This window comes from Aeromonas sp. MR7 (assembly GCF_963899385.1).
In the GTDB taxonomy this organism is placed as follows: Bacteria; Pseudomonadota; Gammaproteobacteria; order Enterobacterales; family Aeromonadaceae; genus Aeromonas; species Aeromonas bestiarum.
This window is the reverse complement of sequence record NZ_CAWQXH010000007.1, coordinates 64,293-79,531: the sequence shown is the minus strand read 5'-3', so window position 1 is coordinate 79,531 and position 15,239 is coordinate 64,293. Positions and strand designations below refer to the sequence as shown.

Annotated in this window: 11 protein-coding genes and 2 tRNA genes; 6 read left to right on the top strand and 7 right to left on the bottom strand. The window is 58.7% G+C overall.

Features of this window, described 5'->3' with window-relative positions:
* The first annotated feature begins 49 nt into the window (after positions 1-49).
* Positions 50-126: transfer RNA gene (locus AACW87_RS04025), tRNA-Arg, on the top strand.
* A gap of 320 nt (positions 127-446) precedes the next feature.
* Here the strand turns inward: AACW87_RS04025 and pbpG are convergent.
* The 6 genes from pbpG to pepA all read right to left on the bottom strand — a co-directional run bounded on the left by pbpG (position 447) and on the right by pepA (position 8,623).
* The gene (gene pbpG / locus AACW87_RS04020) at positions 447-1,274 is read right to left on the bottom strand and encodes a D-alanyl-D-alanine endopeptidase (protein ID WP_098982142.1); all 828 of its coding nucleotides are present in this window, start codon (positions 1,272-1,274) and stop codon (positions 447-449) included.
* Positions 1,275-1,412: 138 nt separating this feature from the next.
* Positions 1,413-2,078, bottom strand: a complete 666-nt coding sequence (locus AACW87_RS04015; RefSeq protein WP_043139871.1) for a DedA family protein — start codon at positions 2,076-2,078, stop codon at positions 1,413-1,415.
* 20 nt (positions 2,079-2,098) lie between these two features.
* A complete protein-coding gene (locus AACW87_RS04010; RefSeq protein WP_241326624.1) occupies positions 2,099-3,391 on the bottom strand; it encodes a hemolysin family protein in 1,293 nt (430 codons plus the stop codon).
* Positions 3,392-3,577: 186 nt separating this feature from the next.
* The gene (locus AACW87_RS04005) at positions 3,578-6,430 is read right to left on the bottom strand and encodes a valine--tRNA ligase (protein ID WP_241326623.1); all 2,853 of its coding nucleotides are present in this window, start codon (positions 6,428-6,430) and stop codon (positions 3,578-3,580) included.
* A 65-nt stretch (positions 6,431-6,495) separates the two neighbouring features.
* Positions 6,496-6,951, bottom strand: a complete 456-nt coding sequence (locus AACW87_RS04000) for a DNA polymerase III subunit chi (protein WP_043554491.1) — start codon at positions 6,949-6,951, stop codon at positions 6,496-6,498.
* A gap of 163 nt (positions 6,952-7,114) precedes the next feature.
* The gene (gene pepA / locus AACW87_RS03995) at positions 7,115-8,623 is read right to left on the bottom strand and encodes a leucyl aminopeptidase (protein WP_042866538.1); all 1,509 of its coding nucleotides are present in this window, start codon (positions 8,621-8,623) and stop codon (positions 7,115-7,117) included.
* A gap of 172 nt (positions 8,624-8,795) precedes the next feature.
* On the opposite strand from pepA, the gene lptF reads away from it, so the two are divergent.
* Both lptF and lptG read left to right on the top strand, forming a co-directional pair.
* On the top strand, positions 8,796-9,908 hold the full coding sequence (gene lptF / locus AACW87_RS03990; protein ID WP_043139858.1) for an LPS export ABC transporter permease LptF: 1,113 nt from the start codon (positions 8,796-8,798) through the stop codon (positions 9,906-9,908).
* Positions 9,909-10,049: 141 nt separating this feature from the next.
* The gene (gene lptG / locus AACW87_RS03985) at positions 10,050-11,120 is read left to right on the top strand and encodes an LPS export ABC transporter permease LptG (protein ID WP_098982153.1); all 1,071 of its coding nucleotides are present in this window, start codon (positions 10,050-10,052) and stop codon (positions 11,118-11,120) included.
* A gap of 67 nt (positions 11,121-11,187) precedes the next feature.
* Here lptG and AACW87_RS03980 read toward each other — a convergent pair whose 3' ends face one another.
* Positions 11,188-11,709: an RDD family protein gene (locus AACW87_RS03980; RefSeq protein WP_181003744.1), complete on the bottom strand. Its 522-nt coding sequence runs from the start codon at positions 11,707-11,709 to the stop codon at positions 11,188-11,190.
* Positions 11,710-11,852: 143 nt separating this feature from the next.
* On the opposite strand from AACW87_RS03980, the gene AACW87_RS03975 reads away from it, so the two are divergent.
* The 3 genes from AACW87_RS03975 (at position 11,853) to hsdR (ending at position 15,234) form a co-directional block, all read left to right on the top strand.
* Positions 11,853-11,938 (top strand) — tRNA-Leu (locus tag AACW87_RS03975).
* Positions 11,939-12,196: 258 nt separating this feature from the next.
* Positions 12,197-12,361, top strand: a complete 165-nt coding sequence (locus AACW87_RS03970) for an Arm DNA-binding domain-containing protein (protein WP_241326622.1) — start codon at positions 12,197-12,199, stop codon at positions 12,359-12,361.
* Between the two features lie 413 nt (positions 12,362-12,774).
* Positions 12,775-15,234 (top strand): EcoAI/FtnUII family type I restriction enzme subunit R, encoded by a 2,460-nt coding sequence (hsdR, locus tag AACW87_RS03965; protein WP_241326621.1) that lies wholly within the window; start codon positions 12,775-12,777, stop codon positions 15,232-15,234.
* Positions 15,235-15,239 lie beyond the last annotated feature (5 nt).

Here is a 15,239-nt window from a genome sequence, read left to right as displayed (position 1 = left end):
GTTCGAATCCTCCCGGGCGCACCATTTTAGCAGTACCAAAAGTTGATGAGCGCCCGTAGCTCAGCTGGATAGAGTACCTGGCTACGAACCAGGTGGTCGGAGGTTCGAATCCTCCCGGGCGCACCATACAGACAGCCTCGACTCAGGTCGGGGCTGTTTTTTTATGGGCCGGATCCGGCGGGTGAAGGTCAATACGCTGCCGCAGGGCTCCGTCAGGTATTGCCTCCCTTGTTCCTCTGTTCTTCTCCCGCTATCCCTCTGAATTCCTTGCTCTATCGCACCATGCGGCGTTCCTTTGCCCGGCAGCAATCCCGGTAGATTCCGGCTCCCTGCTGCGTCCTGAGGGGCGCTGACGGCACATAGTGAGGCGGGTGGAGACGAGGTGCGGATCTGCGGGCAATAAAAAAGGATGCCGCAGCATCCTTTTTCAATTCCGGGTTGGAAACTCAGCTTTTCAGCCACTTGCGAATGCGGTTGGCATCGCCGATCGGGGTGCGCTTGCCCACCGAGTTGAGCAGCACTATGGCCAGCTCGCGGCTGTCCGGCTTGGCGCGCATCAGCAGGCAACGGCCCGCCTCGTCGGTGAAACCCGTCTTGGAGAGGCGCACATCCCAGTCCGGGTTCTTCACCAGCGGGTTGGTGTTGTTGAACATCAGGCTGTAGGCGGGGGTGCTGAAACGCATCTCCTTGTTGGTGTCCTGGGTGAACTCACGGATCAGCGGCTGGCGATAGGCGGCAGAGATGAGCCTGGCCAGATCCTGGGCGGTGGAGACGTTGCGCGTCGACAGGCCGGTGGAGTCGTAGAAACGGCTGTTGCGCATGCCAAGTTGCTTGGCCTTGTTGTTCATGGCGCGCACGAAGGCGGGGCGTCCACCGGGATAGTGGCGCGCCAGGGCCGAGGCCATCCGGTTCTCGGAGGACATCAGTGCCAGGTGCAGCGCATCGCGGCGTGTAACTTTCGTGCCCATGCGCACCCGGGAATAGGTGTGCTTGATGGCATCCCTGTCATTCTGGTCTATGGTCAGGGTCTGCTTGAGATCCTGGCGAGCATCCAGCACCACCAGTGCCGTCATCAGCTTGGTGATCGAGGCGATCGGTCGGACCCGGGTGGCATTCTTCTGATACAGGGTCTTGCCCGTATTGACGTCCATCACCAGGGCGCTGCTCGATTGCAACTGCAGTTTGGCCGGGTTGGGGGCAGCCAATGCTGCTGGCAAGCCCAGCAGTCCAACCAATGCATATACCAGCGCCATTGCGCTAACCCGACACCGCATACTACCGACTCCGTTCACGTCGAAAAAAAGGCGCTAGATTCACTCATTTTTACCCCTGCTTTACAAGAGCACCAGAGAGTAATTCGCCATTATTTCGATAAAAAAAGGGCCATCCTGCGATGGCCCTTTCCATTTGTCTCAATCCCGTGGGGTGACAGCTTTGCGTTTGCTCAGCCAGCGCCAGATGAGGGCGACAACACCACCGACCAGCAGCACCAGCGGCAGGTAGAGAATGATGCTGAGGAACTGTGATTCGTACTGGGCCGCCAGCTTGGTGTGGCTCAGGTAGTAACCCAGGCTCACCAGCGGGGTGACCCACATGATGGAGCTGACCAGATTGACGATGAGGAAGCGCCCCTGCGGGATCTCGGTCGCCCCGACTATGTAGGGATAGACGGTGCGCACGAAGGCGATGTAGCGGGCGGTGATCAGGGTCAGGATGCCGTACTTGTTGAGCAGGTAGAACACCTTCTCCTTGTGCTTGTCGTCCATGTGGGACATCAGGCGATGGTACATGCGGGTATGACCCAGGAAGCGCCCCTGCATATAGCCGAACCAGGTACCGACGAAGGTGGCCAGGATCAGCAGTGGCACTATGCCAAGGGGGAGTACGTCCTGATAGATGAGCACACCCGTCAGGATGAGCAGGCTATCGCCGGGCAGGAAGGCGGTGGGGATGAACCCGTTCTCCAGCACAAGAAAAGTTAGCAACACGCCGCAGACCATGAAGGCCATCTTGGGATCCGACAGCATCGCCAGATCCTGATGCATAAAGGCGTGAGCCAGTTGGTAAAACTGCTCCATACTCACAAGCTCCGCTTAAATTAGCTGGGTTGATCGATCAAGGGCATGGCAAGCACCTTGTCGATGCGCAGACCATCCATGTCGACAATTTCCAGTTGCCACTGCTCCAGAGTCACCAGATCTCCGGTCTGAGGAACACGGCCAAGGAGCAGCATGATAAGCCCTCCGAGGGTGTGATAGTGATGTTTTTCTTCTTCCGGTAGCCGAACCAGTCCCAAGCAGTCCTTCAACTCCGGCAGGGGAATGAGACCGTCGAGCAGCCAGCTGCCGTCGGTGCGCTGGAAGGCCCAGTTGTCATCGCTGTTATCCTGCTGGAAGTCACCCGCCAGCGTCTCCAGCAGATCCTGCTGGGTGACCAGCCCCTGCAGCTCGCCGTATTCGTCCACTACCAGCACCATGTGCTCCGAGTGGGCGCGGAAGTGATTGAGCAGCTCCAGACCATTGAGGGTCTCCGGCAACAGGCTGCCATCCTGGGTCAGGGCCGCCAGATCGATGGGCTCCCCCTTGATGTAGGCGTGCAGCACCTTGTTGACGTTGAGTATGCCCACCAGATCCGAGAGGCTGCCATCGCAAACCGGGAAGAAGCTGTGGCGATACTCCACCAGCCGTTGCAGGTTCACCTCCAGCGGCAGGGCGAGATCCAGATAGCGGATGTCGCTGCGTGGCACCATCAGCGAGGAGAGGCTGCGCTCGTCGAGGCGGAACACATTGCGCAGCATGGTGTGTTCGTGGTCTTCGATGATCCCGGCTTCGGAGCCCTCCACCAGCATGGCGTGGATCTCCTCCTGGGTCACGTTGGCCCCGCCATCCTGCCTGACGCGCAGGATGCGCAGGCTGGCCTTGGTGGAGGCTGACAGCAGCCAGACGAAGGGGCGGGTGATGGCCGCCAGCCACATCATGGGGCGGGCCACCAGACAGGCGATGCGCTCGGCGCTGAGCTGGCCGAGGCGCTTGGGCACCAGTTCGCCGACGACGATGGAGAGGTAGGTGACCACGACTATGACCAGCACGGTGGCGAGCAGGCTGCTGCTCTTGGCGGCCATGCCCCACTCCTGCAGCCAGAGGGCCAGCGGTTGGGCCAGCAGGGATTCGCCGTAGATACCGTTGAGCAGACCGATACTGGTGATGCCGATCTGGACGGCGGAGAGGAAATGGGTCGGATCTTCGCTCAGTTTGAGGGCAATGGCGGCTGAGCGGCTGCCTTCGCTCGCCATCTTGCTGAGGCGAGCCTTGCGTGCGGTAACGATGGCGATTTCCGACATGGCAAAGACGCCATTAAGCAAAATCAATCCAAACAGGATCAATATTTCCATACTGCAACAGCACTCCGAGTAGAAAAGATCGCTGGCAGTGTAATGAATTTGGGGGCGATGCGCTTGTGAAAGCAGGTGATTTGGCTCGCTAATTTTGTACAGAGGGACGAAGAAAGGCCGTGAGAAGGGATTTATGGCAACAAAAAGCCCCCTGCGGGAGGGGGCTTTTTCAGGCGTGAAACTGCCTTACAGGGCGGCGATTTCGGCCTGCTGGGTCTCGAGGGTCACCAGCTGGGCGCGATACTCTTCCAGCTTCTCGCGCTCCTTGGCGATGACGGCTTCCGGCGCCTTGGCTACGAAGGCTTCGTTGCCGAGCTTGCCTTCGATGCGGCCACACTCGCCGACCAGCTTGGCTACTTCTTTGGCCAGACGGGCCAGTTCGGCATCCTTGTCGATGAGACCGGCCATCGGGATCATCAGCTCGGTGGCACCGATCAGCTTCTTCACCGACAGGGGAGCCACTTCGCCGTCCGCCAGCACGCGGATGGATTCCAGACGGGCAAGCGACTTGAGGAAGGCCTCGTTGTCACCGGCGCGGCGGGCATCCTTGGCATCGCATTTCAGCAGTACGTTCAGGTCCACGCTCGGCGCCACGTTCATCTCGGCGCGGATGTTGCGAATGCCGACGATGAACTCCTTCACCCACTCCTGATCCGCCATGGCGGCCTCGTCTACCTTGGCGGCATCGAACTCAGGGAAGGCTTGCAGCATGATGGTGTCGGCGTGCACACCGGTCAGCGGCGCCACCGATTTCCAGATGGTTTCGGTGATGAAGGGGATGATGGGGTGCGCCAGACGCAGCAGGGTTTCAAGGACGCTGACGAGCGTGTGACGGGTGGCACGCTGCTCGGCCTCCGACCCCTTGCCCAGCACCGGCTTGGTCAGCTCCAGATACCAGTCGCAGAACTGGTTCCAGATAAATTCGTACAGCACGCCGGCCGCGATGTCGAAGCGGTAGGTATCGAGCGCGGTGCGGAAGTCGCGGATGGCAACTTGCAGCTGGGACTGGATCCAGCGATCCGCCAGACTGAACGCCATCTCGCCACCGCCAAAGCCGCAATCCTGATCTTCGGTGTTCATCAGCACGTAGCGGGAGGCATTCCACAACTTGTTGCAGAAGTTGTTGTAGCCATCCAGGCGCTTCATGTCCCAGTTGATGTCACGACCTGTACTGGCCAGCGCCGCCAGGGTGAAGCGCAGAGCGTCGGTGCCGTGGGCCTCGATCCCTTCCGGGAACTGCTTGGCGGTACGCTTGCCGATCTTCTCGGCCATCTGCGGCTGCATCATGTTGCCGGTGCGTTTCTCCATCAGGTCTTCCAGCGAGATGCCGTCGATCATGTCGAGCGGATCCAGCACGTTGCCCTTGGACTTGGACATCTTCTGACCTTCTTCGTCACGGATCAGACCCGTGATGTAGACGGTCTTGAACGGGACTTGCGGCTGGCCGTTTTCGTCCTTGATGAAGTGCATGGTCATCATGATCATCCGGGCGATCCAGAAGAAGATGATGTCGAAGCCGCTCATCAGCACGTCGGTCGGGTGGAAGGTCTTGAGCGCCTCTGTGTTGTTCGGCCAGCCCAGGGTGGAGAAGGTCCACAGGGCGGAGCTGAACCAGGTGTCGAGCACGTCTTCGTCCTGACGCAGTGTGGTCACGGACGGTATGCTGTGCTTGGCACGCACTTCCGCCTCGTCACGACCCACGTAGACGTTGCCGGCATCGTCATACCAGGCCGGGATGCGGTGACCCCACCACAGCTGACGGGAGACGCACCAGTCCTGAATGTCGCGCATCCAGGAGAAGTACATGTTCTCGTACTGTTTGGGCACGAACTGGATGCGGCCATCTTCCACCGCCTCGATGGCGGTCTTGGCCATGGGCGCCACGCGCACGTACCACTGGTCGGTCAGCATGGGCTCGATGGGCACGCCACCGCGATCGCCGTAGGGCTGCTGCAGCACGTGATCCTTGATTTCGGCCAAGAGGCCCAGCTCGTCCAGCTTGGCCACGATGGCCTTGCGGGCGGCGAAGCGCTCCATACCGGCGAACTCGGTCGGCAGGGCGGCGTCGTAGGCGGTGCTGGGGTTGCCGTTGGTGTCGACCACTTCGGCCTCGGCGCGCACGTGGGCGTCCAGGGTGAAGATGTTGATCATCGGCAGGTTGTGGCGCTTGCCCACTTCGTTATCGTTGAAGTCGTGGGCCGGGGTGATCTTCACGCAGCCGGTGCCCTTCTCCATGTCGGCGTGTTCGTCGGCGACTATGGGGATCAGACGATTCACCAGCGGCAGCAGGATATGCTGGCCGATCAGCGCCTTGTAACGGGGATCTTCCGGGTTCACTGCGACGGCGGTATCGCCCAGCATGGTTTCCGGACGAGTGGTGGCGACGATCAGGTGATCCTGACCCTCGGCTGTCTTGGCGCCGTTGGCCAGCGGATAGCGCAGGTGCCACATGTGGCCCTTGATCTCGCGGTTTTCCACTTCCAGATCGGAGATGGCGGTGTTGAGCTTGGGATCCCAGTTCACCAGACGCTTGCCGCGGTACATCAGGCCATCTTCGTAGAGACGGACGAACACTTCCTGCACGGCGCTCGAGAGACCCTCATCCATGGTGAAGCGCTCGCGCTCCCAGTCCACCGAGTCGCCGAGGCGGCGCATCTGGCGGGTGATGGTACCGCCGGACTCTTCCTTCCACTGCCAGATCTTGTCGATGAAGGCATCACGGCCGTAGTCGTGACGGGTCTTGCCCTCTTCGGCGGCAATCTTGCGCTCCACCACCATCTGGGTGGCGATACCGGCGTGGTCTGTGCCCGCCTGCCACAGGGTGTTCTTGCCCTGCATGCGGTTGTAGCGGATCAGGGTATCCATCAGGGTTTGCTGGAAGGCGTGACCCATGTGCAGGCTGCCGGTGACGTTCGGCGGCGGGATCATGATGCAGAAGGAGTCTTTGCTGGTGTCGCCGTGGGGCTTGAAGTAACCCTGGGCTTCCCAGTGCTGATAGAGCGCCTGTTCGATGGCGTTGTGATTAAAAGTCTTTTCCATGGTCTCGCCGTATTCTGGATGGATGGAGTCTGGTGTTGATTCGTCGTGGATCGAGGGTGGTGCAGTCAGGGCTGCGCCGGATCCGGTGCGGCAAGGACGGGCTGATCCCTCATCTCGAGGGCGTGGCCTGCCTGGCGATAGTGCTTGTAGCGCTCGCGGGCTTGCTGCTTTTGCGTTTCGTCAGTGGGGACAAAATCTACCACTTGAGCGAAGTGTCCTGCAAACAAAGGTGTCTGTCTGGCCAGATTGATGAGGCGGGCATAGCGCCGCTTCGGCGGCTGATGGCCTATCTCCACCGGCGCCTGACCGCTCTCGCCCTGCAGCTGGTGCGGCACGAAACGCTCAGGTGGCAATTGCCACAACAGCTCGTCCAGGCGCAGGGCCTGGGCTTCGTCGTCGCACAGCAGGTAGAGATGGCCCGCACTCCAGCCATCGGCTACGAGCTGGCAGGCGAGCCGCTCGACGGCGGTGGCCTGCGCGTCATCCGGCTCGCTCATCAGGTAAAAGGTCACTTGGCTCATCAGGTTGATCCCGTTTGCGGTGACGGACTATTGACCGCCAGTGAGGGTTGGCAGGGGTGTTTTCCTGCCAGCACTCAATGAAACAAGGAAGAGGCGGGCCTCTTCCTTGTGGTACTGGGCAACTCCCGCGCTTCCGATGCATTCACCGGAAGGGGCAGGGGAGTTACTCTTTCTCTTCGATATCCACGCCGGCCCGGTTCAGCAGGAACTGGGTCAGCAGGGGCACCGGACGACCGGTGGAGCCTTTATCCTTGCCACTCTTCCAGGCAGTCCCGGCGATATCCAGGTGGGCCCAGTTGTACTTCTTGGTGAAGCGCGACAGGAAGGCGGCAGCCGTGATGGTGCCGGCCGGACGACCGCCTATGTTGGCCATATCGGCAAACGGGCTCTCCAGCTGTTCCTGATACTCGTCGAACAGCGGCAGGCGCCAGGCGCGATCGCCGGCCTGTTCGGAGGCGTTGAGCAGCTCGTGGGCCAGCGGGTTGTGGTTGGCCAGCAGCCCCGTGGTGTGGTGGCCCAGTGCTATGATGCAGGCACCGGTCAGGGTCGCCACGTCGATGACGGTCTCGGGATCGTAACGATCCACGTAGGTGAGGGCATCGCACAGCACCAGGCGGCCTTCCGCATCCGTGTTCAGCACTTCTATGGTCTGGCCGGACATGGAGGTGAGGATGTCACCCGGGCGATAGGCGTTGCCACCCGGCATGTTCTCGCAACCGGCCAGCACGCCGATGACGTTGATGGGCAGCTGCAACTGGGCCAGGGCGTGCATGGTGCCGAGTACGGAGGCGGCGCCACCCATGTCGTACTTCATCTCGTCCATGCCTTCGGCCGGCTTGATGGAGATGCCGCCGGAGTCAAAGGTCAGACCCTTGCCGACCAGCACTATGGGCTTGGCATCGGCGTTGCCCTTGTATTCGATGATGGCCATCATGGCTTCGTTTTCAGAGCCGCGGGCCACCGCCAGATAGGAGTTCATGCCGAGCTCGGCCATCTCCTGCTCACCGATCACCTTGGTGGTGATGTTGTCGAAGGCATCGGCCAGACGACGAGCCTGGGAGGCCAGATAGGCCGGGTTGCAGACGTTGGGCGGCATGTTGGCCACGTCGCGACAGACCCGCACCCCTTTCGCCACGGCCAGACCGTGGGAGATGGCTTTCTCACCAATGGTCAGTTCCCGACGCGTCGGCACGTTGAACACCAGCTTGCGCAGCGGACGGCGCGGCTCAGCCTTGTTGGTCTTGAACTGATCGAAGCTGTAGAGGCCCGCCTTGGTGGTTTCCACCGCCTGGCGCACCTTCCAATAGGTATCCCGACCCTTGACGTGCAGTTCGGTCAGGAAGCAGACCGCTTCCATGGAACCCGTCTCGTTGAGGGTGGTGATGGTCTTGTTGATGATCTGCTTGTACTGGCGTTCGTCGAGTTCCCGCTCCTTGCCGCAACCGACCAGCAATACGCGCTCGCTGAGCACGCCCGGTACTTGATGCAGCAACAGCATCTGGCCTGGTTTCCCTTCCAGGTCGCCACGGCGCAGCAGCGAACTGATATAGCCATCGCTGATCTTGTCCAGTTGTTCGGCAACCGGAGAGAGGCGACGCGGCTCGAATACGCCGACCACGACGCAGGCACTGCGTTGCTTCTCAGGACTGCCACTTTTTACACTGAACTCCATGGAATCTCCTACATCCTAAAGACAAAAGGCACCTTTTATTGAATAATGCGGTGCTTGTTGGGGTATCAGAGGCGGAGCGAACAGCCATAGGCTCCGCAGTTCAAACTGGTAAAAATCCAATATACGGCCCTATTTTTCAGGCATTCGACTAAAAACACAAGTTTACTTGGGAATGACTGTGATCGTTTTCCGATATTTGTTCAGGGAAACCCTGAAAACCCAGCTGGCAGTGTTGTTCGTGCTGCTGCTTATCTTTGTCAGCCAACAATTTATCCAGATCATCGGTGATGCCGCCGATGGCGAGGTGCCGACGCGTCTGGTCTCCACCCTGTTGCTGCTCAACCTGCCCAATATGGCCTTGTTGATGCTGCCTATCAGCCTGTTTTTAGCCATCTTGTTTGCTCACGGTCGCCTGTATGCCGAAAGTGAGATGACTGTTATGCATGCGGTGGGCTTCAGCCACCGCTTCGTGATGCGCAGCGCCATGGTGCTGGCCTTGCTGACCGCGGCCGTTGCCGCTTTCAATACCGGCTGGATCGCCCCGCAGGCCAAGGAGCGCGAGTATCAGGTGATCGACGAGTTCAAGGCCGATCCGGGTATCTCCTTCCTGCAGGCCGGCCGTTTCATGGAGCTCGACAAGGGGCGCCTCGTTGCCTACATCCAGGAGCTGAATGACAAGGGCTCCCGGCTGCAGAAGATCTTCGTGCTGCAGCGTTCCCAGGAGGGCAAGCCGCCCTCTGTGGTGGTGGCGACGGAAGGGGTGGTGACGGTCGATGAGAACGGCCTGCAGTGGCTGACCCTGAAGGATGGCTCCCGTTACGAGGGTCACTTCAGCAGCAAGCAGTTCCAGATCTCCGAATTTGACGAGTACAGCCTGGTGATCCGCCAGCAGGAGATGGAGCGCTCCAGCCGCAAGGCGGCCGCCAAGCCGACTCTGGAGCTGCTGGGAACGCAGGACAACGGCATGATGGCCGAGTTGCAGTGGCGCCTGTCGTTGCCGCTCTCCATCCTGGTGCTCACTTTCCTGGTGGTGCCGCTGGCCAGGGTCAATCCCCGCCAAGGGCGTTACGCCAAGCTGCTGCCGGCCATCTTGCTCTATCTTTCCTACTTCCTGTTGCTCAGCGCGGCGCGCTCGGCCATCGACAGCGGACGCCTGCCCCACTGGCCGGGGATGTTTCTGGTGCCGCTGGCCTATCTGCTGTTGATCGGTCTGCCGCTCAACCTGCAGGGCACCAGCTGGTGGAACGGGATCAAGACCCTCTATTTCAAGAGAAAATCGGCATGATGTTGCCATCTGGGAGTCTCTACTGATGTTTGGCATTCTCGATAGACATGGCGACCGGATCATTTTGATGTCGCTTCCTCTCTATACGTCTGTATTTGAGGAAAAAATCAGCATGATGCTGCAACCGGGGAGTTTCTGCTGATGTTTGGCATTCTCGATAGATATATCGGCCGGGTTATTTTCATGTCGGTCCTGTTGTGTGAACTGACCCTGGTCGGGCTGGCTGCGCTCATCAAATATGTTGAGCAGCTCAGGTCCGTGGGGGAAGGCAACTACGACATGATCAATGCGCTCTATTACGTCCTGCTCTCCATGCCCAAGGAGGCGGTTCAGTTCTTCCCGCTGGCAGCCCTGCTGGGCGGGCTCATAGGGTTGGGCCAGCTGGCGACCAGCTCGGAGCTGGTGGTAATGCAGGCGGCGGGTCGCTCCAAGATCAGCATAGTGATGGCGGCGCTCAAGACGGCCATCCCCTTGATGATACTGGTGGGCCTGATGGGTGAGTATGTGGCGCCCATCGCCAAGCGGATGGCGGATGACGTCAAGGCGGGGGCCCTGTCGGAAGGACGGCTGACGGTCTCGGCTTACGGGGTCTGGGCGCGCGATGGCAACAACTTCGTCAACATCAACGGGGTGCGCAACGACGGCGCCCTGACCGGCATCACCCTCTATCGCTTCACCCCGGAGCGCAAACTGATCGATATCCTGCAGGCGCAGGAGGGGGTGTTTGAACAGCACCACTGGCTGCTCAAACAGGTGCAGGTGACCCGCTTCGACGATCCCAAGCAGATCCAGAGCGAGACGCAGGCCCAGATGGAGTGGACCTCTGAGCTCACCCCCAAGCAGCTGGGGGTGGTGAGTATCGATCCTGAAAACCTGCCGGTGGCCGGGCTGCTCGACTACATCGGCTATCTGGATGCCAACAAGCAGGATGCCGGACGTTACAAGCTGGAGATGTGGCGCAAGCTGCTGTCGCCGCTCTCCGTGGTGGCCATGATACTGCTGGCCTCTTCCTTCATCTTCGGCCCGCTGCGTTCGGTGAGCATGGGCGCGCGGATGCTGATGGGGATCATGACCGGCTTCGCCGTCTACGTGAGCGATCGGGTGTTCGGCCCCATCAGCCTGGTGTATGCGGTGCCGCCTATCCTTGCCGCCATCGCCCCCAGTCTGCTGTTTGGCGGTATCTCTTTCTATATCCTCAGTCGCAAGCAGTAGCGCCGCGCGTTGGACTGCAAAAAGGGCACCTGTTGGTGCCCTTTTTCGTTGCTGCATTGACCTGCAATTACTTGTTCAGCATCTCCAGATTTTCCTGTTTGCCGAGCACCACCACTTCACATTCGGACCAGATGTCCTGAAAGGCGCGCGGTGCCTTGCGGTTGAACAGGCACATCAGGTTGCCGAGGCCGAAGGCCGCCGTCGCCAGCCGGATCAGCGCCTGAGTGATGCGGATGTTGCTGCCATCCGCATTCTGGATACGCAGACGCCAGGCGCGCATGCCTATGGTCTGACCGGCACGGGTCCAGAACCAGGTGTAAAAACCACAGATGATGAAGGCGAGCCAGGCACTGTAAATCGGGCTGGTCAGCAGCCAGGAGGCATCTTTGCCTTCGGGAAGAGTGGCGGCGCCGGTTGCCAGCAGCAGATGTGCCACCCCCATACCGATGAAGCCGGCGATGATCAGCAAGGAGATGACTACCAGATAGTCATAGAGCAGGGCGCCGAGTCGGCGCAACAGGCCCGCCGAAGGGTAGTGGGGGACTGTGTGGGAGGTGGATGTGGGTTGGACTGGTTTACGCTTGGCCATCGTTCTTATTCCATTAATATGATGCGGGCATTCTATGTAACTGACCCCGCATCGGCAAGGCGTTGAATAAATGAGCAAACGAGAGTGCGCACGCGAAAAACACCTTGCATGGCATCGCGCCATTCGTATAATCCCTCGCAGTTGCCCGGGTGGCGAAATCGGTAGACGCAGCGGATTCAAAATCCGCCGATGAATAATCGTGTCGGTTCGAGTCCGACCCCGGGCACCATATTACAGTTTCATGCCGTACCACGGCAGACCAGAAACCCGCATAGCGTAAGGCTTGCGGGTTTTTTGTTGTCTCTTGTCGTATCATAAAGCCTCATGACATCCCCCCATTTCTGGGGTATCTCTGGGGTACAGTCCCTAGAAGGGGTAAAAAGTACCCCCACAGCTCGCTATCCCTTGCCATTCCTGGCCTGTGGAGTTGCGGCTTATATCCCCAGCGTCTGTCACGTACCTCCAAGTTAAAACGGGAGATACCCCCATGCCGCTAGCCGATACCGCCGCCCGACAAGCCAAGTTCAATGGCAAACAGCAGAAGCTGTCTGATGAAAAGGGCCTGTTCTTGCTGGTCACTTCGTCCGGAAAATACTGGCGCCTCAAGTTCCGCTTCAGTGGCAAAGAGAAGGTGCTGGCTCTGGGTGTCTAGGAAAGAAGGGGCGATTCACACACACCTTGAGCGATTGCCTTCACGAGCTGGCCTACTGGAATGACCTTCACTGCCTGCGAAAGGCCTGTGATACCAGTGGCGATTACGAGCACCGCATGGAGTCGTCTGCCCGAGACTGGTTCATCTTCGGTCAGCTGGCAGAGCTACGGCCGCGGACCCGGGATGAAGCCAAGGACACCCTCCGCTACCTGATGGTCAGCGATCGCCAAGGTATGCCAGAGGCGGACCAGATCTTGGAAAACCTCGTCAGCTAGTGGGGGTCAGTAATGCTTGGGGACCATGTCGTCCCAAGGCGTCTCAATTAGTATCCTTAATGAGTCCAAGATCAACCAAATTTGGCTGATTCTATGAGATGATTTCGACTAATTCTGTCCCGTATACGGAAATCACTCATGGCCGAGATCAACAAGGCAACCCTCACCGAAGCCGACATCATCTCCAAATACCTGTTGCCTGCTATCAAGGCCGCGGGTTGGGATGACCTGACCCAGATCCGCCAGGAGGTGAAACTGCGGGATGGCAAAGTGGTGGTGCGGGGTCAAATGGCCGCTCGCAAGAAGGTCAAATCGGCCGACATAGTGCTCTACCATAAGATAGGCTTGCCGATGGCGGTGATCGAGGCCAAAGCCAACAAGCATGAGATCGGTAAGGGCATGCAACAGGGGCTCGACTATGCCCGCATGCTGGATGTGCCCTTTGTCTTTGCCAGCAACGGTGACGGTTTCATTTTCCATGACAAAACTAATGGTCAGCAGCTGGAGACAGAGGTCTCGCTAGTTGATTTCCCCACCCCCGATCAGTTGTGGGACAAGTTCTGTTCCTGGAAAGGTTACACATCAGCTCAACTACCCATGATCAGCCAGGATTATTACTCGGATGGTAGCGACAAGAGCCCCCGTTACTATCAACTGCAGGCTATAAACAAAACCATAGAGGCTATCTCTGCCGGCGAGGATAGAGTGCTGTTGGTGATGGCTACCGGTACCGGCAAGACCTATACCGCTTTTCAAATCGTCTGGCGCTTGTGGAAGGCCAAAGCCAAGAAGCGCATCCTTTTCCTTGCGGACCGTAATATCCTGGTGGATCAGACTAAGCAGAACGATTTTCAGCCCTTTGGCTCAGCGATGACCAAGGTGACGGGTCGCACCGTCGATCCAGCTTTTGAAATTCATCTTGCCCTCTACCAAGCGCTGACTGGACCAGAAGAGGCTCAGAAAGCTTTCAAACAAGTCTCTCCGGATTTCTTCGATCTCATCATCATCGACGAGTGTCACCGCGGCAGTGCTGCCGAGGATAGTGCCTGGCGCGAGATCCTAGAGTACTTCTCATCGGCCACACAGATTGGCCTGACAGCCACGCCCAAAGAAACCGAGACCGTCTCCAGCACCGATTACTTCGGTGACCCCGTCTATACCTATTCTCTGAAAGAAGGGATTGAGGATGGTTTTCTTGCCCCTTACAAGGTGGTGCGGGTCGATATCGACGTGGACCTGCAGGGGTGGCGGCCCACTAAGGGGCAGTTGGATAAACAGGGTAACGAGATAGTAGATCGCATCTACAACCAGAAGGACTTTGACCGTACCCTGGTGATCGATGAGCGTACTCAGCTGGTGGCCGAGACCATAACGAACTACCTCAAGAAAACCGATCCGATGGCAAAGACCATTGTCTTCTGTAACGACATCGATCATGCCGACAGGATGCGACGGGCGTTGGTCAATCTCAATCCAGAGCAGATGGCCAAGGACGAGCGCTACGTGATGAAAATCACTGGTGATGATGATCTTGGCAAGGCCCAGCTCGATAACTTCATCAACCCCAAGAGGGCATATCCTGTCATCGCCACGACTTCCGAGCTGATGAGCACAGGGGTGGATGCCAAAACGTGCAAGCTGGTAGTGCTCGATCAGAACATTCAGTCCATGACTAAGTTCAAGCAGATTATTGGCCGTGGAACCCGCATAGACGATAAGTACGGCAAGCTCTGGTTCACCATCCTCGACTTCAAGAAGGCCACGGAGCTGTTTGCCGATCCTCGTTTTGATGGTGATCCTGTACGAGTCATCGTTACCAAGCCGGAAGCCATTAATGACCCAGATGATGGCCTTAGTGACATCATCGATGGTGCAGACCCCTTACCAGCAGATGAGGGAGGTGATGGAAGTGAGCCGGGAGCGGCTGGCAATACTGGGGAAGGAGAAGGAACCTATACCACAGGTAGCGCGGGTGGTAGCCAGGGTGGCCCCTTTGACCCGACAGGCGATCCTCAGTCGGAAGTCCGCAAGTTTTTTGTCAATGGGGTTCCTGTCAGTATCATTGCCGAGCGGGTGCAGTATTACGATGCCGATGGCAAGCTGGTGACCGAGTCATTCAAGGATTATACCCGTAAGACCTTGCTCAAGGAGTTTGCCACCTTGGATGCCTTTACCAGGCGTTGGCAGGCTGCTGAGCGCAAGCAGGCCATCATGGATGAGCTGGTCCAGGCTGGGGTGCTGTGGGAAGTCCTGAGTGCCGAAGTGGGTCAAGAGCTCGACCCGTTCGACCTTATCTGTCATGTGGTATACGATCAGCCGCCGCTGACACGCCGCGAGCGGGCCGATAACGTCAAAAAGCGTAACTACTTCACCAAGTACAACGAGACCGCTCAGCAAGTGCTGACAAATCTGCTTGACAAATATGCTGACCAAGGCTTTGCCGAAATAGAAACCAAGGACGCGCTCAAAGTCGCCCCCTTTACCGAGCTGGGGCGTCCGCTGGAGTTGGCCAAAAAAGGCTTTGGTGGCCCCCAAAAGTTTGAGCAGGCCATCACCGAGCTGGAGCAAGAGATCTACAGCGAGCAACAGCGCGCCTGACGGCC

Coding starts and splice junctions, on each gene's coding strand:
- AACW87_RS04000 (WP_043554491.1), bottom strand. CDS start 6,951: ATGAGCCAAGTGACCTTTTACCTGATGAGCGAGCCGGATGACGCGCAG.
- AACW87_RS04015 (WP_043139871.1), bottom strand. CDS start 2,078: ATGGAGCAGTTTTACCAACTGGCTCACGCCTTTATGCATCAGGATCTG.
- AACW87_RS03970 (WP_241326622.1), top strand. CDS start 12,197: ATGCCGCTAGCCGATACCGCCGCCCGACAAGCCAAGTTCAATGGCAAA.
- lptF (WP_043139858.1), top strand. CDS start 8,796: ATGACTGTGATCGTTTTCCGATATTTGTTCAGGGAAACCCTGAAAACC.
- lptG (WP_098982153.1), top strand. CDS start 10,050: ATGTTTGGCATTCTCGATAGATATATCGGCCGGGTTATTTTCATGTCG.
- AACW87_RS04005 (WP_241326623.1), bottom strand. CDS start 6,430: ATGGAAAAGACTTTTAATCACAACGCCATCGAACAGGCGCTCTATCAG.
- pepA (WP_042866538.1), bottom strand. CDS start 8,623: ATGGAGTTCAGTGTAAAAAGTGGCAGTCCTGAGAAGCAACGCAGTGCC.
- AACW87_RS04010 (WP_241326624.1), bottom strand. CDS start 3,391: ATGGAAATATTGATCCTGTTTGGATTGATTTTGCTTAATGGCGTCTTT.
- hsdR (WP_241326621.1), top strand. CDS start 12,775: ATGGCCGAGATCAACAAGGCAACCCTCACCGAAGCCGACATCATCTCC.
- AACW87_RS03980 (WP_181003744.1), bottom strand. CDS start 11,709: ATGGCCAAGCGTAAACCAGTCCAACCCACATCCACCTCCCACACAGTC.
- pbpG (WP_098982142.1), bottom strand. CDS start 1,274: ATGCGGTGTCGGGTTAGCGCAATGGCGCTGGTATATGCATTGGTTGGA.